Source organism: Bariatricus sp. SGI.019 (genome assembly GCF_050315235.1).
Taxonomy (GTDB): Bacteria; Bacillota; Clostridia; order Lachnospirales; family Lachnospiraceae; genus JAFBIX01.
In genome coordinates, this window is sequence record NZ_JBNPOQ010000006.1 from 106,148 (window position 1) to 130,748 (window position 24,601).

26 protein-coding genes are annotated in these 24,601 nt (G+C 41.2%); 25 read left to right on the plus strand and 1 reads right to left on the minus strand.

The genetic code is table 11. The features are described 5' to 3' along the window. The first annotated feature begins 10 nt into the window (after nucleotides 1-10). The 20 genes from ACQRD1_RS05335 to ACQRD1_RS05430 all read left to right on the plus strand — a co-directional run bounded on the left by ACQRD1_RS05335 (nucleotide 11) and on the right by ACQRD1_RS05430 (nucleotide 16,761). Complete coding sequence (locus ACQRD1_RS05335) at nucleotides 11-1,024, plus strand: permease (protein ID WP_235233120.1); 1,014 nt, start codon at nucleotides 11-13, stop codon at nucleotides 1,022-1,024. A gap of 125 nt (nucleotides 1,025-1,149) precedes the next feature. Continuing rightward, nucleotides 1,150-1,773, plus strand: a complete 624-nt coding sequence (locus ACQRD1_RS05340) for a TetR/AcrR family transcriptional regulator (protein WP_328282605.1) — start codon at nucleotides 1,150-1,152, stop codon at nucleotides 1,771-1,773. 19 nt (nucleotides 1,774-1,792) lie between these two features. After that, nucleotides 1,793-2,890: a radical SAM protein gene (locus tag ACQRD1_RS05345; protein ID WP_235233074.1), complete on the plus strand. Its 1,098-nt coding sequence runs from the start codon at nucleotides 1,793-1,795 to the stop codon at nucleotides 2,888-2,890. Nucleotides 2,891-2,915: 25 nt separating this feature from the next. Then, nucleotides 2,916-3,854, plus strand: coding sequence for a DMT family transporter (locus tag ACQRD1_RS05350; protein ID WP_328282606.1), 939 nt, complete (start codon nucleotides 2,916-2,918; stop codon nucleotides 3,852-3,854). Nucleotides 3,855-4,038: 184 nt separating this feature from the next. Beyond that, a complete protein-coding gene (locus ACQRD1_RS05355) occupies nucleotides 4,039-4,575 on the plus strand; it encodes a flavodoxin domain-containing protein (protein WP_235233075.1) in 537 nt (178 codons plus the stop codon). A 67-nt stretch (nucleotides 4,576-4,642) separates the two neighbouring features. Beyond that, nucleotides 4,643-5,188 carry a GNAT family N-acetyltransferase gene (locus ACQRD1_RS05360; RefSeq protein ID WP_235233076.1) on the plus strand — a complete coding sequence of 182 codons (546 nt, stop codon included), beginning with the start codon at nucleotides 4,643-4,645 and terminating at the stop codon, nucleotides 5,186-5,188. Then, nucleotides 5,178-5,411 carry a hypothetical protein gene (locus ACQRD1_RS05365; RefSeq protein ID WP_235233077.1) on the plus strand — a complete coding sequence of 78 codons (234 nt, stop codon included), beginning with the start codon at nucleotides 5,178-5,180 and terminating at the stop codon, nucleotides 5,409-5,411. Before ACQRD1_RS05360 ends, ACQRD1_RS05365 begins: the two co-directional genes overlap by 11 nt. Further along, entirely contained in the window at nucleotides 5,404-6,276 is an 873-nt protein-coding gene (locus ACQRD1_RS05370) for an SPL family radical SAM protein (protein WP_235233078.1), read from the plus strand. Before ACQRD1_RS05365 ends, ACQRD1_RS05370 begins: the two co-directional genes overlap by 8 nt. Next, nucleotides 6,273-6,713: a class I SAM-dependent methyltransferase gene (locus ACQRD1_RS05375; protein WP_235233079.1), complete on the plus strand. Its 441-nt coding sequence runs from the start codon at nucleotides 6,273-6,275 to the stop codon at nucleotides 6,711-6,713. Before ACQRD1_RS05370 ends, ACQRD1_RS05375 begins: the two co-directional genes overlap by 4 nt. 362 nt (nucleotides 6,714-7,075) lie before the next feature. Then, on the plus strand, nucleotides 7,076-7,276 hold the full coding sequence (locus tag ACQRD1_RS05380) for a PspC domain-containing protein (protein ID WP_235233122.1): 201 nt from the start codon (nucleotides 7,076-7,078) through the stop codon (nucleotides 7,274-7,276). Then, a complete protein-coding gene (locus ACQRD1_RS05385; RefSeq protein WP_235233080.1) occupies nucleotides 7,276-8,190 on the plus strand; it encodes an ABC transporter ATP-binding protein in 915 nt (304 codons plus the stop codon). Before ACQRD1_RS05380 ends, ACQRD1_RS05385 begins: the two co-directional genes overlap by 1 nt. Then, nucleotides 8,187-9,095 carry an ABC transporter permease gene (locus ACQRD1_RS05390; protein WP_328282607.1) on the plus strand — a complete coding sequence of 303 codons (909 nt, stop codon included), beginning with the start codon at nucleotides 8,187-8,189 and terminating at the stop codon, nucleotides 9,093-9,095. The genes ACQRD1_RS05385 and ACQRD1_RS05390 overlap by 4 nt, the downstream gene beginning before the upstream one ends. 95 nt (nucleotides 9,096-9,190) lie before the next feature. Next, entirely contained in the window at nucleotides 9,191-9,484 is a 294-nt protein-coding gene (locus tag ACQRD1_RS05395; protein WP_235233081.1) for a GyrI-like domain-containing protein, read from the plus strand. Between the two features lies 1 nt (nucleotide 9,485). Then, a complete protein-coding gene (locus ACQRD1_RS05400; protein ID WP_427786997.1) occupies nucleotides 9,486-11,726 on the plus strand; it encodes an ATP-binding cassette domain-containing protein in 2,241 nt (746 codons plus the stop codon). Between the two features lie 74 nt (nucleotides 11,727-11,800). Then, entirely contained in the window at nucleotides 11,801-12,427 is a 627-nt protein-coding gene (locus ACQRD1_RS05405) for a TetR/AcrR family transcriptional regulator (protein ID WP_235233083.1), read from the plus strand. Nucleotides 12,428-12,516: 89 nt separating this feature from the next. After that, entirely contained in the window at nucleotides 12,517-13,797 is a 1,281-nt protein-coding gene (locus tag ACQRD1_RS05410; protein WP_235233084.1) for an MFS transporter, read from the plus strand. Then, nucleotides 13,772-14,377, plus strand: a complete 606-nt coding sequence (locus tag ACQRD1_RS05415; RefSeq protein ID WP_235233085.1) for a hypothetical protein — start codon at nucleotides 13,772-13,774, stop codon at nucleotides 14,375-14,377. Before ACQRD1_RS05410 ends, ACQRD1_RS05415 begins: the two co-directional genes overlap by 26 nt. A gap of 11 nt (nucleotides 14,378-14,388) precedes the next feature. Then, nucleotides 14,389-15,576 carry an FtsX-like permease family protein gene (locus ACQRD1_RS05420; protein WP_235233086.1) on the plus strand — a complete coding sequence of 396 codons (1,188 nt, stop codon included), beginning with the start codon at nucleotides 14,389-14,391 and terminating at the stop codon, nucleotides 15,574-15,576. After that, entirely contained in the window at nucleotides 15,577-16,020 is a 444-nt protein-coding gene (locus tag ACQRD1_RS05425; protein ID WP_235233087.1) for an FtsX-like permease family protein, read from the plus strand. Nucleotides 16,021-16,026: 6 nt separating this feature from the next. Then, nucleotides 16,027-16,761, plus strand: coding sequence for an ABC transporter ATP-binding protein (locus ACQRD1_RS05430; protein WP_235233088.1), 735 nt, complete (start codon nucleotides 16,027-16,029; stop codon nucleotides 16,759-16,761). A 75-nt stretch (nucleotides 16,762-16,836) separates the two neighbouring features. On the opposite strand, the gene ACQRD1_RS05435 is transcribed toward ACQRD1_RS05430, so the two are convergent. Next, nucleotides 16,837-17,751, minus strand: coding sequence for an AraC family transcriptional regulator (locus ACQRD1_RS05435; protein WP_235233089.1), 915 nt, complete (start codon nucleotides 17,749-17,751; stop codon nucleotides 16,837-16,839). A gap of 326 nt (nucleotides 17,752-18,077) precedes the next feature. Here ACQRD1_RS05435 and ACQRD1_RS05440 point away from each other — a divergent pair, with 326 nt between their 5' ends. From ACQRD1_RS05440 to ACQRD1_RS05460, 5 genes are all read left to right on the plus strand, one after another. Then, nucleotides 18,078-19,124, plus strand: a complete 1,047-nt coding sequence (locus tag ACQRD1_RS05440; RefSeq protein WP_235233090.1) for a LacI family DNA-binding transcriptional regulator — start codon at nucleotides 18,078-18,080, stop codon at nucleotides 19,122-19,124. Continuing rightward, nucleotides 19,111-21,216, plus strand: coding sequence for a glycoside hydrolase family 36 protein (locus ACQRD1_RS05445; protein WP_235233091.1), 2,106 nt, complete (start codon nucleotides 19,111-19,113; stop codon nucleotides 21,214-21,216). Before ACQRD1_RS05440 ends, ACQRD1_RS05445 begins: the two co-directional genes overlap by 14 nt. Nucleotides 21,217-21,452: 236 nt before the next feature. Continuing rightward, entirely contained in the window at nucleotides 21,453-22,331 is an 879-nt protein-coding gene (locus tag ACQRD1_RS05450; protein ID WP_235233092.1) for a carbohydrate ABC transporter permease, read from the plus strand. After that, on the plus strand, nucleotides 22,331-23,170 hold the full coding sequence (locus tag ACQRD1_RS05455) for a carbohydrate ABC transporter permease (protein ID WP_235233093.1): 840 nt from the start codon (nucleotides 22,331-22,333) through the stop codon (nucleotides 23,168-23,170). Before ACQRD1_RS05450 ends, ACQRD1_RS05455 begins: the two co-directional genes overlap by 1 nt. Nucleotides 23,171-23,192: 22 nt before the next feature. Continuing rightward, on the plus strand, nucleotides 23,193-24,479 hold the full coding sequence (locus tag ACQRD1_RS05460) for an ABC transporter substrate-binding protein (protein WP_235233094.1): 1,287 nt from the start codon (nucleotides 23,193-23,195) through the stop codon (nucleotides 24,477-24,479). The last annotated feature ends 122 nt before the right edge of the window (nucleotides 24,480-24,601 follow it).

A 24,601-nucleotide genomic window follows, 5' to 3' on the forward strand; every position in this document is an offset into this window, starting at 1 on the left:
AGAGGAAATAATGGAAGCTATAAAAACGATAGGGCTATTTATTCAAGATCAGGTATTGGGAATGAAATGGCTAAATGTGGTGATTCGTAACAGTTTATTTGCGATAGGAGTAGATGTTTCAACAAAGGCAGGTGGCAGTGTACAGTTTTTCATCTATGATGTAATTAAGATTACTGTGTTATTGTGCTTTTTGATTTTTGTAATTTCTTACATTCAAAGTTATTTTCCGCCGGAACGAAGTAAGAGAATTCTGGGGCGCTTTCATGGAATAGGGGCGAATATGATTGCTGCGCTTCTTGGAACAGTAACACCATTTTGTTCTTGTTCTTCGATTCCGTTATTTATTGGTTTTACAAGTGCAGGACTTCCTTTAGGAGTTACTTTTTCCTTTTTGATCTCTTCACCAATGGTCGATCTGGGAAGTTTAGTACTTCTTATGAGCATTTTTGGGGCAAAGGTTGCTGTTGTTTATGTGATTGTAGGACTGATTATTGCTGTTATTGGTGGTACATTAATTGAAAAAATGCGCATGGAAAAATATGTGGAAGAATTTATCCGTACTGCAAGTGCAGTAGACATTGAAGCACCGGATTTAACAGTTAAGGACCGATTGACTTATGCAAAAGAGCAGATGACCGACACATTTCGGAAAGTATTTCCATATATTCTTGTAGGTGTGGGAGTCGGTGCCGTGATCCATAACTGGATACCGGAACATATCATTCAGACTGTTCTTGGAAGTAATAATCCATTTGGAGTCATTCTGGCTGTGTTAGTTGGTGTTCCAATGTATGCAGATATATTTGGAACAATCCCGGTTGCAGAAGCATTACTGGCAAAAGGAGCTCAGCTTGGAACAATTCTTAGTTTTATGATGGCGGTTACGACACTTAGCCTTCCTTCCATCATTATGCTTAAAAAGGCGGTAAAACCAAGATTATTAGGCTTGTTTGTTGGAATTTGTACAGGTGGCATTATTGTGGTTGGATATTTGTTCAATATATTTCAATATCTATTGATATAATACGGGGATTAAGATATGAAAAAATATGAAGTATCAGATGTAGAAAAACTGTTTCACAAACTTGGATATTAGTGAGGTGGAAAAATTTCTTCTAAGATGATATACTAAAAACTTATGTAGAATACTTGACAACTAAGGAAAGGATTACGGAAGAAGCCTTAACCCTCTTTGCAGAAAAGGGTTATAAAGGAACAAGTGTAAAGAATATTGCCGATGCAGTCGGGATTAAAGATGCTTCGTTATATAACCATTTTAAGAGTAAGCAGGAGATCTTTGATTCTATTGTGGAGCTGATTTTGGAACATATATCAGGTCTTTCGGAGACATTGGGAATGCCTCAGTACGATAACGGATATACATCCGCTTCTGTGTTTTATGAAAAATTGGATCTTGAAGGACTCAAGAACCTTTCGAGGGAGGTATTTGTCTTTTATCTTACAGATCCATATATTTCCAAGTTCTGGAGGATTGCCCATATGGAGCAGTATACAAATCCCAAGATCTATACGATATTCAGGAAGATATTTATGGAAAATGCGATTTCCTATCAGGAAAGGTTGTTTGAGGAGATGATGGAACAGGGCGTATTCTATCGGGGAGATACAAAAGCAGCGGCGCTCAATTTCTATTCTCCAATTTATTTACTATTGTCCATGTACAATAATCAACCGGAACACAAGGAAGAAGCTCTTGAAATACTTGATAAACAGATAGAAGAATTTTTCCGAATCTATCGGAAGAAGGATTAGGAAGTGGAGGAACATAAAGATGGAAGGAAAGATGGATCTACAGGAATATATGACAGCTGGTGTTGAAAATATCATGAAAAATGCAGTAAAAGTTACTTTGACTAATCCGGCACAGAGTATTTTTATGACCAGGTTTGCAGTGGCGGCGAAAGCAGCATCCAGAAAACGTGCGATGTCTGAAAAGGAAGGAGAACATATTCCTGCTTTTCTGATTGCCAGTATTACAAGCAGTTGTAATCTGCATTGTGCAGGCTGCTATGCCCGGGCGGTTCATTCGTGTGCAGATGTAGAGCCGGAAGAGCAGCTTTCTGCGCAGGAATGGGATCATATTTTTGAACAGGCAGAAGAGATGGGAATCAGCTTTATCCTTCTGGCAGGTGGAGAACCGATGATTCGACGGGATGTTATAGAGAAGGCAGGAGACAGACAGAACATTTTGTTTCCGATTTTTACAAACGGAACACTTATGAATGATACATACTTCAGAATGTTAAAAAAATGCAGGAATCTGGTTCCAATATTCAGCATTGAAGGTAGAGAAAAACAGACGGATGCCAGAAGAGGGGAAGGTGTATATGAGAAGGTTCTTACTGCCATGGAAGAAATGCAGAAAGAGAAACTGCTGTTTGGTTCTTCTGTAACGGTTACAAAAGATAATCTGGAAGAGGTAACGTCTGATGCATTTATAAAAAAACTGGAAGAACGAGATTGTAAAGCTTTATTTTTTGTAGAATTTGTGCCGATGACACCGGAGCTTAAGGAGTTAGCGCCGGGAGATGCAGAACGGGAGTATATGAATCAGCGTCTTGTAGAAATCAGAGAAAAGTATCAGGATATGATTTTTTTGTCTTTCCCTGGAGATGAAAAATCATCCGGCGGCTGTATTGCGGCAGGAAGAGGATTTTTCCATATCAATTCTCATGGAGGAGCAGAACCATGTCCATTTTCTCCATATTCGGATGTGAATGTAAGAGACACATCTTTAAAAGATGCATTGCACTCTGGTCTATTCAGGGAATTACAAAGCAATGGAACATTGTTGGATGATCATGTTGGTGGTTGCGTTTTGTATGAGAATCGAGAGAAGGTGGAAAGATACTTCGATCGTGATTTATAATCAAAATATATCAAAGAGAGAGTTAATGAAAATGAAAAAATGGAATGATACGTCACAAATATTTACAAAGCCCTATTTGGTCTGCATATTTGCACTGATTTGTTGTTTCCTTTGGGGAAGTGCATTCCCGAGTATTAAGATTGGATATCGCCTTTTTCAAATATCGGATGCAGATGCAATGTCCCAACTGTTATTTGCCGGTTATCGATTTACACTGGCAGGAATTATGGTCATCTTGATAGGAAGTTTCATAAAGAGAGAATTCCTTTATCCAAGGAAATCTTCGTGGCCGATGGTAATAAAACTTGGGTCTGTTCAGACGGTTTTGCAATATGTGTTTTTTTATATGGGACTGGCACATACATCGGGAGTAAAAGCTTCTATTATAACTGCATCCAATGTCTTTATTGCGATTTTTCTGTCAGCGCTTGTTTTTTCTGAGAAATTGTCAATTCATAAGTTCGTCGGATGCCTGCTTGGATTCATAGGTGTTATTTTTATTAATCTGGAAGGTGGAGGATTAGATCTTCAGGTGTCTTTAACCGGAGAAGGGGCGATGTTCGTATCGGCATTCGCAGCGGCACTTTCTTCCGTGTTAATAAAGCAGTATTCGGAAAAAGAAGAGACTTTCACGCTCTGCGGTTATCAATTCCTTCTTGGAGGGATTGTTTTGACTTTGATTGGATTGCTGAATGGCGGAAGCGTAACAGGTTTCACACCGGCTTCGACTTTATTAATAGGATATTTAGGTCTTATATCCTCAGTTGCATATTCCTTATGGAGCCTTCTGCTGAAATATAATCCGGTCGGTAAAGTGGCAGTATTTGGATTCAGCAATCCCATGTTCGGAGTGATTCTTTCGGCTATATTGTTAGGTGAAAAAAATCAGGCATTTACTTTGAAAGGACTGTTAGCTTTGATTCTTGTCTGCAGTGGAATTCTGATTGTGAATCGAAGTAAATGATTATTTCATCGGCGCACATTTTGAGCAACAGACCAGATAATATCAACAAAATATCTATAAAATTGACACAAACATCTGTATTGGTGTGATATCTCTGGAAGCGCATATCTGTTACAATATTGTTAAGAGGACGATTAGCTTATAGATTGAGATTAAGAGAAAAATGAAAGTAGGAGTGGATGAGATGTCAAAAGCTATCATTATATATGGATCAAACTATGGAACAGCCAGAAGGTATGCAGAGGAATTGTCTAAAAAGACGGATATTCCGGCGACTTCTTATGATAAGGCTGATATACCAAAAGATTGTGAGGTCATCGTTTACCTTGGCGGGTTATATGCAGGTGGAGTAAAAGGATTAAAGGAGACACTGCCGGCAATTTGCAAGACAGCGTATAAAAGATTCGTTATTGTTACAGTCGGTCTTGCGGATGTAGAAGATGCAGAGAATATTAATAATATACGCAATGCCTTACAAAACCAGCTTTCTGCTGAAGTGTATGAGAAGGCGGAAATATATCACTTAAGAGGCGGAATTGATTATAGTAAGTTGAGTTTCCCGCATAAGACAATGATGAAGCTGCTTTACACAAAGGCTAAGAATCTCCCGGAGGATAAAAAGAATGCAGAAGTCAGAGCGATGATTGAGACTTATGGAAAGCAAGTGGATTTTGTGGATTTTAAGAAGCTGGATGTCATAGAACAAAGTTTATCCAGGTAAAGGGGTACAGGAAATTGTCCTGTCATTGATCTGGAGAGGCTGAATCATAGGGGAAGGAAGTGGAAGTGTGGAATTAATAACAGAAAGATTAATCTTACGTCCCTGGAAGGATACAGATGCCGAGAGTTTGTATGAGTATGCAAAAGATCCCAGAGTTGGTCCAATTGCAGGATGGCCGGTCCATACCAGTGTTGAAAACAGCCTTGATATAATAAGAACTGTCTTATCGGCGCCAGAGACATATGCTGTGTGCCTGAAGGAAGATAATAAAGCAATTGGCAGCATTGGTCTTATACCACCAATGCAGTCCCATACAGTTGCCGCAGAAGATGAGATCGAAGTAGGATATTGGATTGGAGTTCCTTTCTGGGGAAATGGTTACATTCCTGAAGCAGTAAAAAGATTACAGCGGCATGCTTTTGAAGACCTGGGATGTAAGGCAATGTGGTGTGGTTATTATGAAGGCAATGAGAGGTCAAGACGTTGTCAGGAAAAGTGCGGATTTATCTACCATCATACAGAAGAGAATAAACACTGTGAATTGATGGGGGATATTCGGACAGAACATTTCACATATATCACAAAGGAGCAGTGGTCAGCTGATGAAAATTAAGAGATTAAGTCATAGGAAACTAGGTTTTGTGATTACAGGAAAGATGCAGAACGATGGAGACATTCAGTATATACCGATGGAATACAGAATGGAAATAAATGCAAACTGTCCATGCCCCAAAACAAAGTGCATCCGTCACGGAAGATGCAATGAATGCAGAGCCCACCATGCAAAACGTAACAGACCACGTCCATGTGAGAGAAAAGGAGAAAAATATGCATGAAGTGAAGGCAAAAGGAATCCTTTCTGCCCAGAATGGGATGAACATATACAGAGGGTGTACTCATGGCTGCATCTATTGCGATGCCAGAAGTACCTGTTATCAGATGGATCATGCGTTTGAAGACATTGCTGTAAAGGTGAATGCACCGGAACTTTTAGAACAGGCCCTTCGCAGAAAAAGGAAAAAGTGTATGATAGGGACAGGAGCCATGAGTGATCCATATCTTCATCTGGAGAAAGAGCTTTGCCTGACAAGACGGTGTCTGGAGATAATTGATGAATATGGATACGGGCTTGCAATCCAGACTAAATCAGACATGCTCCTGCGAGATCTGGATATTATGAAGAGAATTAATCAGAAAACAAAATGCGTGGTGCAGATGACATTGACGACTTTTGATGAAAGGCTCTGCCAGATATTAGAGCCCCATGTCTGTACGACATCGCGAAGAATTGAAGTGTTGAATATTCTACGTGAGGAAGGCATTCCGACAATTGTATGGATGACACCGATTCTGCCGTTCATTAATGATACAGAGGAGAATATCCGAAGCATTCTTAGTGCATGCAGGAAAGCGGAAGTATATGGGATCATGACTTTTGGAATTGGTTTAACATTGAGAGATGGGAACCGGCAGTACTTCTATCAGAAGCTGGATCAGCATTTCTCAGGAATGAAAGAACGATATATAAAAACATATGGTAATGCATATGAATTGCCTGTGCCAAGAGGAAAAGAGTTGATGAAGCTGGTGCGTCAGGAATGCAGTGATGCAGGAATAGAATGGAGAACAGAAAAAATATTTGAATATATGCATCAATTTGAAGATAAAGAAGTAGGTAGACAGTTAACATTGTTTGATTGATAAGAAAGAAATGCGATGAATTTCCCGGTATTAGTAGCATACGGCATGTAATCTGTGATTATACCGAGAAATTGCCGGAGGGAGAATTTGATGCTGTTATTTCAGCATTATCGGTCCACCACCTTGAAGACAATCAAAAAGAAAAATTGTTTCAGAGGATTTTTGACAAGTTACCGAAAGGCGGGGTATTTGTAAATTACGACCAGTTCTGCGCCGGATCTGAAAAAATGAATCGCTGGTTTGATCTGTATTGGGAAAAACAATTGACGGAAAGTGAATTAACCGACAGGGATATTGAATTGTGGAAAGATCGCAGGAAATTAGACAGAGAGTGTTCTGTTGAGAAAGAGGTAGAGATGTTGCGAAGAAGCAATTATTCGGAAGTAAGATGCGTATACTCATACCATAAGTTTTCAGTAATTGTGGCGATAAAGTAAATCCCGGTTTGCAGAACCATAGGAAAAGAAGCAGATATTTTGTGCGAAGATTTGGCCTCAAGCCAAATCTGAGAAGACTGCTGAGCCTCGAAATCATCAAGATTTCGGGGTGAATCAGCCTGGTCACAAAATATCTGCTTCTTTTTCGGTTATGGATTCTTAGCGAAGGACTCCGCAATGGCAACCATCCCATCCATCCTCTCGCCGTACACCTCCCAATTACCAACTAACTAATCTAAATTCCTCTCCCTATAAAACTGACACATTCACCTGAAAAATATGTCTATCGGATAATCAAAATATTTCTTATAATATTGGTATAGACATGAGAAGCATGTCCAGGAAGGAGCAATGATATGAAAATGATGAACGATAGACTATATAAATCAAATCAAAATAAGATAATAGACGGTGTATGTGCAGGAATTGCAGAGTATTTCGGTATTGATCCCACTCTGATTCGACTTGGATGGGTGTTATTCTGCGCTATGGGTGGAAGCGGTTTCCTTGCTTATATTATTGCAGCTATTATTATTCCACGCCGCCCGGAAGGAGAGATATAATGAAAAATATTATCGAAATCAGTCATCTAAACAAGACCTTTGTGGAAGTAAAAGCGGTACAGGATCTAAGCTTTCAAGTCAGAGATGGAGAATTATTTGCATTTCTTGGCGTTAATGGAGCGGGTAAATCCACTACAATTAATATCATGTGTGGGCAGCTTTCCAAGGATACAGGTAGTGTATATATTGGCGGCACTGATCTGGACACTGATCCGGACAGTATTAAACGCAGTCTGGGTGTGGTATTCCAAAATTCTGTTCTGGATAAAGATCTCTCTGTATGGGATAATCTGCAGAGCCGAGCGGCTTTGTACGGAATTACCGGAAAGGATTTTAAAGAACGTCTGGCAGAGCTTGCAAAGCTTCTGGAATTTGAGAATCTGCTGAAGCGTACGGTAGGTAAGCTCTCTGGCGGTCAAAGGCGAAGAGTCGATATAGCTCGGGCATTGATTCACAGACCGAAGATATTAATCCTGGATGAGCCTACGACAGGTCTTGATCCCCAGACGAGAAATATTTTATGGAAAGTTGTTGGAGATCTTCGAAAGAATGAGGGAATGACAGTGTTTCTTACGACTCATTATATGGAAGAGGCTGCAGATGCAGATTATGTAGTGATTCTGGACAGCGGGAAGATTGTTGCTGAGGGAACGCCACTGACATTGAAAAATACATATACTGGGGATTTTATCACGATATATGGTATACAAGAATCGCAGATCAAAGAGATAGGAGCTCCTTATGAGGCTATCCGTGATGCTTATCGGATATCTGTACCGAATACAGCCGAAGCAACAAAGCTGATTTTACAGTATCCGGAACTTTTCAAGGATTATGAGATTACAAAAGGGAAGATGGATGATGTATTTCTTGCCGTGACGGGCAAGAAGCTGATCGGGGGTGGAGAGAAATGATGACCGGAATTGGCGCACTTGTAAAGCGTAATATTAAATTATATTTTAAAGATAAAGGGATGTTTTTTACTTCTCTGATCACGCCTTTGATTCTTTTGGTGCTGTATGGCACATTCTTGAGCAATGTCTATGAGGACACATTCCGCAGTGCCATAGAAGCGGCAGGAGCTACTGTGTCCGATAAACTGATCGGCGGCTGTGTCGGTGGAGAACTGGTCTCATCCCTGCTGGCTGTGAGCTGTGTGACAGTAGCATTTTGTTCTAACCTTCTTATGGTGCAGGATAAGATCACCGGTGCCAGAAGAGATATAACGATCGCACCTGTAAGACCCAGCACGCTGGCTCTGAGTTATTATCTGTCTACTTTGATTTCCACGATGCTGATCTGTTTTATTGCTACAGGTGTATGTCTGGGGTATCTGTCATATGTGGGATGGTATCTGACTGCTGGTGATATTGCGAAGCTGTTTTTGGATGTGGTTTTACTGGTACTATTTGGTACAGCACTGTCTTCCTGTGTGAATTTCCCACTGTCTACCCAGGGGCAGGCTTCTGCAGTAGGAACAATCGTTAGTGCAGGATATGGATTTGTCTGTGGTGCCTATATGCCAATCTCTCAATTTTCGGAAGGGCTGCAGAAAGTGATTTCTTTTCTGCCGGGTACATACGGAACCAGCCTGTTGCGTAACCATGCTTTGCGAGGAGTGTTTGAAGAAATGGGAAATCAGGGATTTCCGGATGAAATAGTGGAAGCTATCCGTGACAGCGTAGATTGTAATCTATACTTTTTTGGTGATAAAGTAGCGTTAAGCAATATGTATGTGATCCTGATCAGTGCCATTGTGATTGCCATAGTGATCTATGTGGCAATGAATGTACTGCTTGCAGGAAAAAGAAAGGGATAATATGATTCATAAAAGATAAAGAAGGGCCTTGACTCTCCCCATATGGGGAGACTGTACAATAATTCCAGAACAAGTCGAAGGAGGAATTATTTATTATGAGAATGCAGAAAGAACATATCTGTGAAGAAAAGGAAGTAAATAGTCATCTGGATCAGATGGCTGTCCTGCAGCGGATCACGGCATTAAAACAGGCGGCCTGTATCTATCATAAAGGCTCTTATAATGAATTTCCGCATACTTATGCAGTGATTCTACAGTATATTGAAGAAAATGGATACGAAATCTGTGGAAATATCCGTGAAAAATATATTGATGGTGTCTGGAATAAGGATACAGAAAATGACTGGCTCTCAGAAATACAGATTCCGGTAAAAAAGACAGGAGAGTAAAATGAAAACAGATCATATTTTAATAAAAGGGTTGAGACAGAACAATCTGAAAAATATATCACTGGAGATTCCGAAGAAAAAGATTGTAGTATTCACCGGTGTGTCTGGTTCCGGCAAATCCAGCATCGTGTTCGACACGATTGCCGCAGAGAGCCAGCGGCAGATGAATGAGACATATACAGCATGGATCAGAGGCAGACTTCCCAAATATGAGAAACCGAATGTAGAATATATTGATAACCTGAATCCTTCTGTTGTGATCGACCAGAGCAGGCTGGGCGGAAACGCCCGGTCTACAGTGGGAACGATCAGTGACATGTATGCGTCACTGCGGCTTTTATTTTCCCGAATCGGAATGCCCAATATCGGCCCGGCATCGTACTTTTCTTTTAATAATCCGAACGGAATGTGCAAGACCTGTGCCGGTATCGGAAAGATCATGGAACTGGATATCCATAAGCTGATCAATGAAGAAAAGACCTATGATGAAGGCATCTTTCATCTGCCGGCTTTCGGACCGGGAAAATATTACTGGAAGTTGTATCGCAGACCAGATTTGTTTGATGTTAATAAGAAATGGAAAGAACTTACCGAGGAAGAGCAGAATATTCTATTATACGGCAGCCGTACAAAAGATGGAGAACGAATCGATAAAAAGCTGGAAGGTGTCTACAATCAATTTAAACGATTGTGTCTGATGAAGGGACCTGAAGAACAGAATGACTATACCCTGAGAAAGATTAATCAATTCATGGATGAGATCGTATGTCCAGACTGTAAAGGAGCCAGATTGAATCCAGAGGCATTGTCCTGTCGTATTAACGGATATAATATTGCTGATATGTGTGAGATGGAGTTTTCACAGCTTTATGAGGAATTAAAGAAGATTACAGATCCAAGAGCAGAATCCATTGTAAGATCACTTACAGATGCCCTGGGGCGTATGATCGACATAGGGTTGCCATATCTTAGTATGAACCGGGAATCTTCTACCTTATCCGGTGGGGAGGCGCAGCGGTTAAAACTGGTTCGTTATATGGGAAGCTCACTGACCGGCATGATCTATATCTTTGACGAGCCAAGTACGGGGATGCATCCGCGGGATGTGCATCGTATGATCCGGCTGCTTAAGAGCCTCAGAGATAAGGAAAATACAGTTCTTGTGGTAGAACATGATAAGGATATCATCCGTATTGCAGATGAGGTGATTGATGTCGGGCCTCTTGCAGGAAAAGCAGGAGGACAGATCTTATTCCAGGGAAGCTATGAAGCATTGCTTTTATCTGGAATATTAACAGGAGATGCTATGAAAGAGAAGATTCCTGTGAAGATCAATCCAAAGGAACCAACCGGATGGCTGCCAATACGTGACGCGTCTGTTCACAATCTGAAGCATGTGGATGTGGATATTCCGCTTGGAGTACTCACGGTCGTGACCGGGGTCGCGGGTTCTGGCAAATCCTCACTGATCCGGGATGTTTTTGCAAAGCGATATAAAGAACAGGTGGTATTAGTTGATCAAAGTGCAATTACTGCGACCGGCAGGTCTACCGCCTGTACTTATCTTGGTTTTTTTGATGAGATCCGCAGAGTATTTGCAAAAGCCTGCCAGAAGGATGTGGGGCTGTTCTCATTCAACAGTAAAGGAGCGTGTCCTGCATGCAAAGGAAGAGGAACAATCACTACAGAGCTTGTATTCATGGATCCGGTAACGACAGTCTGCGAAAGCTGTGGGGGAAAGCGCTATAGTGATGAGGCGCTGAATTGCAGGTATAAAGAGAAAAATATCGTAGAAGTGCTGGATATGAGTGTGGAGGATGCAGCAGAATTTTTTGCAGATCATGTGAAGATCCGTAAACAGCTGGAAGCACTTTTAGAAGTAGGGCTTCCTTATCTGTCGCTTGGGCAGCCATTGTCAACGTTAAGCGGAGGAGAACGCCAGAGAGTGAAACTGGCAAAGGAACTGCGCGGTAAGGGAAATGTCTATGTGCTGGATGAACCGACGACTGGACTTCATGCCTCAGATATTCAGAAACTTATGGCATTATTTGATTGCATGATCCGGCGTGGCAATACCGTGATTGTCATTGAGCACAATACGGATGTCATGAAGATGGCAGACTATATCATTGATATCGGGCCGGATGGAGGAACACTGGGAGGTGAAGTCGTTTTTACAGGGACACCTGCTCGGATGATGGAAGAGGGACAGACGATTACTGCGAGATATATACGAGATTGACAAATCCAGTTTTCCTGTGTATACTAAGAACCGACAGATAGTCGGTTCTTAGGCTGTAGGAGAGAAGAAGTCATATGCGGATAGTGAAGGAAGCAGAGGAAAGAAAAGAAGAGATTCTGGACGCAGCTGAAAAGCTGTTTGGTACCAAAGGATTTGACCATACCAGTACGAATGATATTCTGGAGGCAGTGGGCATTGCCAGAGGTACGCTTTATTATCATTTTAAATCAAAAGAAGAGATCCTGGACGGTGTCATTGAGCGGATATCCAATCGTCTGATGTCAGATGCGGGAAAGGTGATCCGAGACACAGAGCTGCCTGTTTTGGAACGGCTGACGAAGGCGATATTGGCATTGAATGTGGAATCGGAGATTGGTCATGAAGTAATGGAACAGGTGCATCGTCCGCAGAATGCACTTATGCATCAGAAGATGCAGCAGCAGCTTCTGGACGGGATTACCCCTTTGTTTACTGAACTGGTTGAAGAGGGTGTGCGTCAGGGAATCTGTCATACAGATTATCCCGGAGAGGTCGTAGAGATGACCCTGATTTACGCCAATACCGCATTTGATGAGCTTAACATGGAAGGCTTAAGTCAGGAGAAAAGAGAGCAGAAGATTGATGGTTTTATATATAATATGGAACGCCTGATGGGAATGGAAGAAGGAAGCCTTCAAGATACCATAAGGAAAGTTTTTTAGGAGAGCATATTATGTGAGTTCTCCTTCTTTTTTAAATCTATATAGACAGACTGTCGGTCTGTAAAGGGAAATAAAGAAAGGAATTTCAAATGGAAAAGAAAAGTAATTTTAAGCGATTCTTATTATTGTGGGCAGGAGAATTGGTGTCATCTATCGGGGGAGGGCTTACCAGTTTCGGCCTGGGAGTCTATGTATTTCAACAGACGAAAAGTGCAGCGTCGATGGCGATTGTTACCTTGCATGCCTTTCTGCCGACATTGATTTTAAGTGTACCTGCCGGTGTGCTGGCGGACCGGTACGATAGGAGACTTCTTATGATGATAGGTGACGGATGTTCTGCGTTTGGAATTTTGTATATCTTCTTCTGCATACAAAGAGGCGGAGCAAGTCTTACGGAAATCTGTATCGGAGTAGCAATAAGTTCAATCTTTTCATCACTTTTGGAACCTTCTTACAGGGCAACAATCACAGATCTTCTGGATGCCGGAGAATATTCCAGAGCCAGCGGACTTGTAGGGCTTGCCGGGAGTGCACGATACCTCATCTTCCCAATTCTTGCCGGTGCACTTCTGGCAGTATCGGACATTCGGATTTTATTAATGATTGATATCTGTACGTTCTTTTTGACGGTGATTTGTACTGGAGTGGTACGCAGGGCAATCGAAAGAACAGTTATAGAGAATCGGGCTCCGTTTTTTGAGGAGCTTAAAATAGGATGGAAAGCAGTTGCAGAGAAAAGAGGTGTTCTGATCTTGATTTTTGTGGCTTCTGTCATGACTTGTTTTATGGGTGCTTTTCAGATTCTGGCAGAACCCTTAATTCTGGATTTTGCAGACAGTGCAACATTAGGAGTTGGAGAGACTGTCTGTGCCAGCGGTATGCTGGTTTCCAGTCTGTTTCTGGGAATATGTGGAATAAGAAAAGGATATGTCAAAGTATTGTCCGCTTCTCTGGTAATTGCAGGGATTTCAATGGTAATTTTTGGAATAAAAGAAAATATCTATCTGATCTGTGGGTCAGGATTCTTGTTTTTCGCTATGCTTCCATTCGCCAATAATTGTCTGGATTATCTTGTGCGCACGAATATCGAAGATGAGCTGCAAGGAAGAGCCTGGGGCCTGATCGGATTCCTTTCACAGATCGGATATGTAGTCGCTTATGGAATCGCCGGGATCCTTGCGGATGGAATTGGAGAGCAGATGAACATTGGTGTAGGACGAGGAGCCGCAGCCGTTATCATGATATCGGGGGTGATGCTTAGTATTCTGGCATTAGCCATATATCCGGTCAGGGATGTACGTCTGCTGGAAGATGCCGGTATGCAGGCAGAAGGAGGAATGTGTTATGAGAAAAAGAATGATATGGAATGATATTATGGGAAATCGATTACTTTCTGTTACGACATGGGTCTTTATGGCTGCCAGTGCGTTCTTGTTCGGACTAACCTGCTTTTTATCTGTCACCCTGCTGGGTTCTGTAAATACACTCATGGAAGAGGCGCAGACACCGGATTTTCTTCAGATGCATACAGGAGAGATTTCGGAAGAAGAGCTGATCCGGTTTGCAGAAACGAATCCGGATGTCCATGCGTTTCAGGTGTTACGCTTTCTAAATCTGGAAAACGGAACTATTTTTTTAAACGGCCAGTCTTTGAGTGACAGTACACAGGATAATGGTGTATGTGTACAGAGCGAAAAGTTTGATTTTCTGCTGGATCTTGAGAACCAGGTGATGGAAGCCTCTGACGGCGAGATCTATGTTCCGGTCTGTTATCGCCAAGAATATAATCTTCACACGGGTGACAGAGTGGAGATTGGAGATACTTCTTTTGAGATTGTAGGTTTTCTCAGAGATTCACAGATGAATTCTAAGATGGCATCTTCGAAACGTTTTCTTGTGAGTGAAGTGGATTATATGCGATTACAGAAAAAGGAAGTGAAGAATATCTGATTGAATTTCTTTTGGAAGATGGAGCAGATGTGGGAGTCTTTGCAACAGAATATACGGATGCAGGATTACCGGCAAACGGTCCGGCAATTACAAGACCTTTGATCCTTATGATGAATGCACTTTCGGATGGACTGATGATTCTGGTCATACTTCTTGCCAGTGTTGTGCTAGTCTTGATTGCTGTTCTTTGTATTCGTTTTACACTGCTTACACAGTTGGAGAAAGACCGAAAAGAGATTGGAATGTTGAAGGCAATTGGAATTTCGAAAAGAGATATCCGACGGATTTATTTTATAAAATTTCTTGGCTTATCAGGACTGGGAGCTGTGACGGGGCTGGCTTTTGCAGCTCTGACAGAAAAGGTGGTATCGTCTCATATGCAAGAGTTATACGGGCCATCCCAACATACAGTTATTCCACTTTTGGTTGCTTCTACAGGGATACTATTGACAGAAGGAATCATTCTCTTTTCAATCAGAAGAACTTTAAAACATATAGAAAGATTATCTGCTGTGGAAGCTTTGATCGGACAGCAGGAAAGGCGAAAGATCGGACAAAATCTGATCGTAGTACTGGTGATTGGATTAGGAGTATTTCTGATGATATTGCCTCAGAATCTGCTAAGTACCATTTCTTCTTCTGCTTTTGTAACTTATATGGGAATCGGAGATGCAGATATCCGTATGGATATACGACAGACAGACGATATTGCCGGAAAAACAGAGCAAATAGAGAGAATCTTATCTGAAGATGAGAGGGTGAAACGATTTGTCACTCTAAAGACAAGCTCTTACCGGATCACTTTGCCAGATGGATCTTCCGAGAGTCTGAATGTGGAACAGGGAGATCATACGATATTCCCGGTGACTTATGCAGAAGGGGCAGCACCACGGAAAAAAGGGGAGATTGCATTATCTTATCTTTGCGCAGAGGAATTGGGAATGTCTGTAGGAGACATGCTTGCTTTGTCTGTGGAAGATGATAAATGGGAATATCGGATCTGTGGCATCTATTCGGATATCACCAATGGGGGAAAGACAGCGAAGGTGGCCGTTCTTCCAAAAGAGGGAGAACTGATGTGGGGCATCTGTTATGTGTCATTGGAAGATCAAGTAGAGAAGGAATCCTGGATCCTGGAATATACGGATATTGCATCGGCTCAGGGTATTAGTGCACAGACCGTGGATATCCAGGAATAAGTGGAAGATACTTATGGACAGACGATCCGGGAAGTGCGCATGGCAGCAAGGGTGGCAATACTGATGGCAATTCTTGTGATTGTTGTGGTGGTAATATTATTTACCCGACTTTTCATAGCAAGAGACCGCTATGATATTTCTTTACAAAAAGCGATTGGAATTGCTGCCAGGGTAATCCGAACATCTTATGTCATTCATTATATACCGGTGGTGTTCATTGGAATTGTGGCAGGGGTTCTGTTCGGGAATCTGCTGGGTGAATATGTGGCCGGCATATTGTTAAAGTCTCTGGGAGCGACAGGATTTCATTTTCAGATTGACCCTTGGATTGTCTGTGGATGCATTCCTGGCTTTACAGTGGCTGCAGTTCTGTGTGCGATCTTAATTGGATTGTCAGAGGTGAAATATATCAAGGCTTATGAGTGTTGTGTTGGAAAGGAGTAGAGAATCATGCCAGAAATATTAACTGTAAAGGGCTTATGCAAAAATGGAATTCTAAAGGATGTAGATTTTACGATAAAAGATGGAGAAATGGTAGCAATCATGGGGCCATCAGGATCTGGAAAATCAACCTTGCTTTATCAGATATCCGGGATGGACAGCTTTGATAGTGGGGAAGTGTGGCTTGACGGAACACAGATAGGCTTGCTATCTGAGGATGAAAGGGCACAACTTCGCCTGGAGAAAATGGGTTTTGTCTTTCAGCAGATGAATATGTTAAAGAATCTGAATCTGATCGATAATATCATGCTGCCGGCAACTCGTCTCCGGAGAGGAAAACACTCTGAAAAGGAAGCAGAGAAGAGAGCAAAACTGCTGCTGGAAAAAATGGGAATCTGTGAGCTTGCAGACCGCAGGATCCATGAGGTATCCGGCGGACAGCTTCAGAGAGCATGTATCTGTCGAAGCCTCATGAATCAACCGAAGATCTTGTATGCAGACGAACCTACAGGGGCATTGAATCAGAGTGCAAGTCAGGAGGTTATGGGAGAGTTCTGTAGACTGAACCGGGAAGGTATGACGATTCTTATAGTGACCCATGACAGCAAGGTTGCAGCAAGGTGCGGCAGGATTCTCTATCTGTTGGACGGAAGAATCCAGGGGGAACTGGTACTTGCAGAGATGCTTTATGGGAAGGAAAGAGAAGACAGAGTTGGAACATGGCTTGCCGGTATGGGGTGGTAGTCTTCGCTTCCTTCTATACATTTTCAATAAATGATTGAAGTTGATGAATCCTGTATGATCAAGCAGGAATAGGGACTATCCCGCCTTTCTATATTTTGCAGGAGTAATCCCGACACGCTTCTTGAAGAACCGGTTAAAGTAATATTCATCTGAGAAGCCGGTTAATTCTGCAATTTCACTCAGCGACAAAGTTGTTGTCAGAAGCAGCTGCATTGCATGCTCCAGTCTGTGCTGATTCAGATAGGCGAATATGGTAGTTCCGGTCTGTTTCTTAAAGATGCGGTTCAGATAATCAAAATTAACAGAGAGAAGCTGTTCAATAGAGCTGCTGGTGATTTTGGTGTTGTAGGAAGAATGCAGATAATCCAGCAGTTCATTGATTTTGTCATACATAGAAGTGCTGATACTGGACTGTGAATGACCATATGCGTTGAACATCCATGTGCTGGAATACAGAGTCAGCATCTCCACAATGTGCCCGGAAGAAAGTGATTTGTAATACATATGACGAGTCTGTTCTTTTTGAATGGCAGATATCACCTGTTGTACAATTCGAGAAAATACCTGCGAATTCTCTATATGCATGTATTTAGGGATCATAATGGACGTATCGTTATAGTGGGCTTCGGAGATTGAGGACTCATTGTAATTACGGTACAGTGATGTCTTGATGATGTTTTGCATATCCTCTTTTGGTGCATTTTCATGCTTTACGAAAGTTGACGGATTGAAATGTACGAAGTAATAAGTGCTTCCTGCGAATTTATATCCTGCATGTTTGCAGCCGGGTTCGAGAAGCAGAATATCTCCTTGCTTTAATGGATATTCAGTTCCATTTTCTTTTAGATACATTTCCCCTGATGCAATAATATACAGAATATATTCTGAATTTGTTCGATGAAAATGCTTCCAGTTATCAGGTGTAACTGTTTGCCCAAGATAAGTAACGTGTGGAAGAATATCGGTTTTTAAAGAAAAAAATGTATTCATGTCTTTCCCCCCCCTTATATTGTTTATAACATATTGTGGGAGAACTCTCAAGTTTAAAGTCGCTATTGTACAAAAATATATCACCATATTACATTTGCGCTCAGATGCCGTGAGAGTATACTGAACTTGTCAGATGCCAAAGCAGTTTTCTGCAGTGGTGCAGCAAACAGTAACTCTATCTAATAAAAAACGTCCCGTAACTCTTTGTATTTTGGTTTGCTGTACATGATGATATATTTCTCGACTGATGAAAATGTTTGCAAGAAATGTTTCCAAGAAGTATTTTTTGTACTATAATTAATGTAGTTTTTTGTCGGGGAGAGAGAATGATGATTACAATTAAGGAAATAGCAGAAGAAGCAGGTGTCAGTGCAACAACGGTCTCAAATGTGTTGCACGGCAGAACAAAAAAAGTTTCACCGGAAATGATCAAGAAGATTCAGGATCTTTTGGAGGAAAAAAATTATGTGCCAAGATTTGGCCTGAATGCTTTGACAAACCGAAAGTCTAAGATGATAGGAGTATTGATCAGTACTCCTGAATTCGTGGAGAGGTCACCCTATGAAAGACCATTTTACGGAACTGTTATTGGTACACTGGAAAGTGCGTTCAGAGAGAAAGGCTATTATATTATGATATGCTCTTCGAAGAATATGCAAGAAGTTATGAGAATGATTCTTGGATGGAACGTTGATGGAGTGGTTTCCATATCCCTGCCCCCCAAATATTACCAGGAGATTAAAGAAATCACAGGAAAACCGGTAGTATCAATTGATATGGATGTAGATACCCCTTACACAACAGGATGCTATAATATTACTTCTACAGATGAGGTATGCGGAGAAAAAGTTGTTGAATACTTGTTAGAGAAAAATATCCGAAAGATTATTTATATCGCCAATGCGAAAAAAGGTGCAGATTACCGGCGCTATCAAGGTGCGTTGAAAGCATATAAATCAGCTCTTGGTGAGACGGCAGAACTGGAAGAGGTAATGCTGGGAACGACTTGTGAAGAAAGGATTGCGACATACCAGGAATTAGAAAAGTATATTGGGCATCATGCAGCACTTTTCTTTTCCACAGATTTTAATGCGGCAGAGGCAATGGGATATTTTAATAGAAAGAATATTCGGATTCCGGAAGATATTTCGATTGTCGGATGTGACGATGATGTGTTTGCAAGACTTAGTGTACCTAAACTAACCACTGTTAAAATTGACAGTGTAAGGAAAGCTGAGATCGCAGCAGAAGTCATGCTTTCATTGCTTGAGGGAAAGATAATTGAAGAAAAAGAAATTAAGGTTAATACCTGCCTGATAGAGAGAGACAGCGTTTTTATTAATGGAAAGGATAAGATGAATGCAGAGAATTAACATTAGTGAGAATGGACTGAATATGGTGTTTGAGATAACGGATCAGAACGAAGTAAAGTTTCTCCATTTTTCACAGCTTCCATTTCAGGAAGAGCTTATCAGAGATGATTACGAAAAGACGGGCTTCCGGCTTGTAGAGATAGAACTTGCAGGACTTGACCGTCCGGAAGAAAGACATGGCTCTAAGTATACGGTGACAGCACCGGGATATCGTATGAAATACGTTTCACACAAGGATGAACGTAACACATATGGGCGTAAGCTGGAATTTGTTACATGTGATGAAGAGACAGGTATCTATGTGACAAGCCATTTTCAATTCTACGATGGAATTGCTATGGCGAGATGCTATAGTGTTGTTGAAAATCGAGGAACAGAAGAACAGATTCTGGAATATGTGACTTCTTTTAATCTAAATGGACTTGAAAAAGAAGGAATTCTGCCGAGAGATCAGAAGATGAAAGTGGCAGTGATTCATAATTCCTGGCAGAGAGAAGTGCAATGGAAGGAATACACATTGCCACAGCTTGGTATTGAGCAGTCCCAGCCGGATCTGGCACTTCGTTCGTCAAAAGCATTTGGTGTGTCGAATACCGGAAACTGGTCTGCAAAGGAATATCTTCCTATGGGATGTGTATCCAATGAGGAGACTGGAAGCAGACTATTCTGGCAGATTGAACAGAATGGTTCCTGGCATTGGGAGATCAGCGATCAGACGAATCATCTGTATCTTCAGTTGTCCGGCCCGACAGAAAATCAGTCTCATTGGTTCAAGTGTCTGAAACCGGGCGAAAAGTTTGAATCTGTACCGGCCGCTGTAGGAGCAGTCCTTGGCGGAAATGAAGAGATGGCAGAGGAACTTACGAGATATCGCCGTCGAATCAGAAGAGAGAATGAAGATAATGAGAAGCTTGCTGTTATCTTTAATGATTATATGAATTGCCTGTGGGCAGAACCAACAACGGAAAAAGAGATTCCTTTGATTGATGCAGCAGCGGAAATCGGTTGTGAATATTATTGTATTGATGCAGGCTGGTATGCAGATGGATACTGGTGGGATGAGGTGGGAGAGTGGCTCCCGTCTGACAAGCGTTTTCCGAATGGTATCAAAGAGGTCATTGATTATATTCGATCGAAAGGAATGATTCCCGGACTATGGTTGGAACTTGAGGTTATGGGAATCCATTGTCCAAAGGTAAAAGATATGCCGGAAGACTGCTTTTTCCACAGACATGGAAAAAGAGTATATGATAGAAGCAGATATCAGCTGGATTTCAGACATCCGGCTGTCAGAGAACATGCAACGCAAGTGATAGATCGTCTGGTCAATGACTATGGTGTTGGTTATATTAAGATGGATTACAATATTGAGCCCGGACTGGGAACCGAGATAGATGCGGATAGCGTCGGAGATGGACTGCTTGGTCATGAAAGAGCATATCTTCAGTGGTTGGATGGAATTTTTGAAAAATATCCGCAATTGATTATTGAAAATTGTTCCAGCGGTGGACTGCGTATGGATTATGCGATGCTTCAGAGGCATAGTATTCAGTCTACCAGTGATCAGGAAGGATACCTGAATTATGCAACGATTGCGGCTAATTCCCCGCTTGGTGTTACCATGGAACAATCTGCGATATGGTCTTATCCCAGAATAGAAGGCGACGAAGAAGAGACTGTCTTCAATATGGTCAATGCCATGCTGATGCGTGTGCATCAGAGTGGTCATATGGTGGATATTGCACCGGAACGCAAGGCTTTAGTTAAAGAAGGACTTGATTATTATAAGGAGATCCGTTCAGATATTAAATGTTCAGTTCCATTCTGGCCAACTGGCTTCTCATCTTTTGCAGATGACTGGGTAAGCCTGGGACTGAAGGGAGAGAGAGCTACATATCTGTCTGTGTGGCGCAGAGGCGGCGGATCATATCTGGAGCTTCCTATTGCTCATTTGAAAGGAAGAGAAGTGGAAGTTAGATGCGCATATCCGATGAAAAGCGATTGCGATTATCATTGGAATGCACAGACAGGCATCTTGACAGTGATGCTTCCGGCGGTTCCTTCGGCAAGAGTTTTTGAACTGAAAAGTTGATAAAATTTCGTGAAAAGTGACACTATTTCGGGTCGAAATGCTTCGAAATAGTGCCTTTTTTTGTAAAAAAATAATAAAAAAATAAATATTTTTGTATACAAAAGGAATATAAAATGAGGATGAAAAAGCGAAATCTTAGTTAGGTTTGCTAAAAAACCTATTGACACACCAAGGCTTGACTCGTATAATTGGATATAGAGTTACAAAGGAAACAAAGAGAGGAGGAATACGTTAGAATGGGACGTAAAAAGAAACAGTTCTGGGAGAGTGTCCTGTACACAATTCCGGCAATTATTCTGGTTACGATTACTATCTACATTCCATTTGTAATGAGTGGTTATTATTCATTGACAGAATGGAATGGTATAGCAAAGGAACCAGTATTTATCGGACTCGATAACTTTAAGAAGGTTTTCAGCGGCTCTTCGGAATTTATAAAGAGTCTGATCTTTACAGGAAAGTATACGATACTTTTTATGATTTTCTCTAATGTACTTGCACTTGCGATTGCAGTAGCTCTTGTACAGAAAATCAGATTTGCAAACCTCATGAGAGGTATGTTCTTTGTACCTTACATAATGAGTATGATCATCGTTGGTTTCATTTGGAAATTCATCTTTTCCCAGGGATTCGAAGTATTATTCGAAATGACGGGATGGGGATTCCTCAATTGGAGCTGGCTGGGAGAAAGTAATCTGGCTTTCGTGGCAATAGTAATGGTTGGTGTATGGCAATCATTGGGCTTCTATATTGTACTCTATATTGCAGGTCTTCAGGCAGTACCTACAGACGTACTTGAAGCGGCAACAGTAGACGGCGCAACATCATGGAAGAGATTCTTTAAAGTAACACTTCCATTGCTTGGTCCTTCTATCACAACATGTGTATTTATGTCACTGACAAACGCGTTAAAGGTATTTGATATTATCCTGGCATTGACCAAAGGTGGACCTGGCGGATCTACATACAGTGCTACACTTGATATTTATCGTGAAGCATTCCAGAATAATAATTATGGTCTGGGTTCTGCAAAATCACTGGTATTCTTTGTGATAGTACTGGTACTTACACAGCTGGCTATGAAGATTATGAAAAGCAGGGAGGTTGATTTATAATGAGTTTATCACAGAAAAAGAAATTAAAATTAATCCTCCTTACAATTCTTATGGCGGTTGCAGCAGTTTGCTACATTTATCCTGTTTTCCTTATGTTTATTAACTCTGTAAAACCATTTGGCGAAGTCGTATCAGACGTAATTGCGTTACCAAGTAAGATTGAATGGGCGAACTATTCATACGTTATTGATAAGATGCAGTATGGTAAGTTGTTCTTTAACAACGTTATGATCACAGTGATTGGTATTGTTGGTATTATTATATTTGCTTCTTCAGCCGCTTATATTTTAAACAGAAGAAAGAATAAATACACAGCAGTTGCTTCATTGTTAATCACAACACCTATGTTGATTCCATTCCAGACAATCATGATCACATTGCTGAAGGTTATGAATGTAATTCATCTTTCTAACAGCAGAGTTGGTCTTGGTATTCAGTACTGGGGATTTGGTATTCCGATGGCTGCATTTATTTACAGTAACTTTATGGCAACGATCCCAAAAGAGATCGATGAAAGTGCATTTATTGATGGTGCCGGAACATTCAGAACATTCCGTTCTATTATCTTTCCATTGCTGAAGTCAGTAACATTTACAGTAATTGTACTGGATGTTATGTGGATTTGGAATGACTTCCTGTTACCATTATTGATGGTTAACAGCTCTAATGAGACTAAGACTCTTGTATTGGCTGCTTATACATTCGTAGGACAGTTTAATACACAGTGGCATTATGCGATGGCTGCGATGGTACTTACAATATTACCTTCTATCATTATCTTTATATTCCTGCAGAAGTATATTGTAGAAGGTGTTGTTGCGGGTGCTGTTAAAGGATAAAAAAAGAAAAGGAGAGAAAATTATGAAAAAGAAACTTGTAAGCGCATTATTGTGTGTTGCTATGGTTGCTACAATGTTAGCAGGCTGTGGCGGCAAAAAAGAAGCTGACAGCAGTGACGAAGGCGGAAGCGGAAGCTCAGGAGAGATCTACATGTTCATTTCTCAGCCAGAGTATGCTGACGCTATCAATACTCTGATTGAAGAGTATAAGACGGTTGAGCCAGATGTTACAATCAACTATGAGACAACTCAGAATGATTACCCGACACTGTTAAAGGCAAAATTAAACTCTGGTGATACACCGGATATCTTTTCTTCAACATCAGGAAAAGAAATCGAAGTTTACAAAGAGTACTCTTATGATCTGTCTGATCAGCCATTGATGGATTCAATGCTTCCAGCTGTAGCAGATACTATGAAAGATGCTAACGGCGAAGGCGTATATGGTATCGCAATCAAAGGTAACTACTTTGGATTACTTTACAACATGGATCTTCTTGAAGAAGCAGGAGTTGAGAAGATGCCAGAAACAGTTTCCGAACTGGAAGACTGTGTAGCTAAGTTAAATGATGCAGGAATCACAGCATTTACAGATGGTTATGCTGAGTGGTGGGTATTCAAACATATCTTCCAGCACTTTGCAGGCGCTGCTGTTGAAGACTATCCAGCATTTGTAGAAGCTATGGAAAATGGTGAAGCAAAATTAGAAGATTATCCAATTATTGCTGAGAACTACTTTGACTTTATTGATCTTGTTACAGAAAACGGAGATGCTAAACCTCTGGAATCTGACCTGAGTGCAGAAGAGGCTGCATTTGCAAACGGCGAAGCTGCTATCATGATTGGACAGGGCGCATGGGTTGAAGAAGATGTGAAACAGATTAATCCAGATATCAACATTGGATTCTCTGGTTATCCAGTATCTGATGATCCGGCAGACTGCCAGGTTATCACAGGTTCTGACCAGGCTCTTCGTATCAGCAAAGATTCTGAGAACTTAGATGCAGTTCTTGATTTCATCAACTGGTGGTATACATCTGATTATGGCAAAGCTTGGTTCACAGACGTTGCAGGCGTTGTTCCTCCAATCGAAGTAGATGGTGAATCTGATTATGCTGTAATCAATCAGGGTAATGCATCTGTAGAAGAAAAAGGAAGTGCTCCACTTGGAGTTATCTACTCAACAGACAGCTTCCATACTGCATTTGGTGAAGCTATGCAGGCATATGTAGGCGGACAGGCTACAAGAGAAGAGACGATGAAGACAATCGAAGAAAAATGGGTTGAAATCGACGGCTCTGGAAACTAATCAAAAGCAATAATTAAATAAATTATCAAATTTGCTTTAGGGGGGAAAGCTTTGCTTTCCCCTGTTTTTTTATACTATAAGGAATTTTGTTTCTAAACAAAATAGTTTATTTAGGAGGCCTA

Bases quoted from the DNA above. Each gene is read 5' to 3' on its own strand.
- ACQRD1_RS05410 (WP_235233084.1), top strand. From the start codon at position 12,517: ATGGAAAAGAAAAGTAATTTTAAGCGATTCTTATTATTGTGGGCAGGA.
- ACQRD1_RS05395 (WP_235233081.1), top strand. From the start codon at position 9,191: ATGAGAATGCAGAAAGAACATATCTGTGAAGAAAAGGAAGTAAATAGT.
- ACQRD1_RS05440 (WP_235233090.1), top strand. From the start codon at position 18,078: ATGATGATTACAATTAAGGAAATAGCAGAAGAAGCAGGTGTCAGTGCA.
- ACQRD1_RS05450 (WP_235233092.1), top strand. From the start codon at position 21,453: ATGGGACGTAAAAAGAAACAGTTCTGGGAGAGTGTCCTGTACACAATT.
- ACQRD1_RS05405 (WP_235233083.1), top strand. From the start codon at position 11,801: ATGCGGATAGTGAAGGAAGCAGAGGAAAGAAAAGAAGAGATTCTGGAC.
- ACQRD1_RS05455 (WP_235233093.1), top strand. From the start codon at position 22,331: ATGAGTTTATCACAGAAAAAGAAATTAAAATTAATCCTCCTTACAATT.
- ACQRD1_RS05415 (WP_235233085.1), top strand. From the start codon at position 13,772: ATGAGAAAAAGAATGATATGGAATGATATTATGGGAAATCGATTACTT.
- ACQRD1_RS05335 (WP_235233120.1), top strand. From the start codon at position 11: ATGGAAGCTATAAAAACGATAGGGCTATTTATTCAAGATCAGGTATTG.
- ACQRD1_RS05390 (WP_328282607.1), top strand. From the start codon at position 8,187: ATGATGACCGGAATTGGCGCACTTGTAAAGCGTAATATTAAATTATAT.
- ACQRD1_RS05385 (WP_235233080.1), top strand. From the start codon at position 7,276: ATGAAAAATATTATCGAAATCAGTCATCTAAACAAGACCTTTGTGGAA.
- ACQRD1_RS05355 (WP_235233075.1), top strand. From the start codon at position 4,039: ATGTCAAAAGCTATCATTATATATGGATCAAACTATGGAACAGCCAGA.
- ACQRD1_RS05350 (WP_328282606.1), top strand. From the start codon at position 2,916: ATGAAAATGAAAAAATGGAATGATACGTCACAAATATTTACAAAGCCC.
- ACQRD1_RS05345 (WP_235233074.1), top strand. From the start codon at position 1,793: ATGGAAGGAAAGATGGATCTACAGGAATATATGACAGCTGGTGTTGAA.
- ACQRD1_RS05365 (WP_235233077.1), top strand. From the start codon at position 5,178: ATGAAAATTAAGAGATTAAGTCATAGGAAACTAGGTTTTGTGATTACA.
- ACQRD1_RS05445 (WP_235233091.1), top strand. From the start codon at position 19,111: ATGCAGAGAATTAACATTAGTGAGAATGGACTGAATATGGTGTTTGAG.
- ACQRD1_RS05370 (WP_235233078.1), top strand. From the start codon at position 5,404: ATGCATGAAGTGAAGGCAAAAGGAATCCTTTCTGCCCAGAATGGGATG.
- ACQRD1_RS05400 (WP_427786997.1), top strand. From the start codon at position 9,486: ATGAAAACAGATCATATTTTAATAAAAGGGTTGAGACAGAACAATCTG.
- ACQRD1_RS05380 (WP_235233122.1), top strand. From the start codon at position 7,076: ATGATGAACGATAGACTATATAAATCAAATCAAAATAAGATAATAGAC.
- ACQRD1_RS05430 (WP_235233088.1), top strand. From the start codon at position 16,027: ATGCCAGAAATATTAACTGTAAAGGGCTTATGCAAAAATGGAATTCTA.
- ACQRD1_RS05435 (WP_235233089.1), bottom strand. From the start codon at position 17,751: ATGAATACATTTTTTTCTTTAAAAACCGATATTCTTCCACACGTTACT.
- ACQRD1_RS05460 (WP_235233094.1), top strand. From the start codon at position 23,193: ATGAAAAAGAAACTTGTAAGCGCATTATTGTGTGTTGCTATGGTTGCT.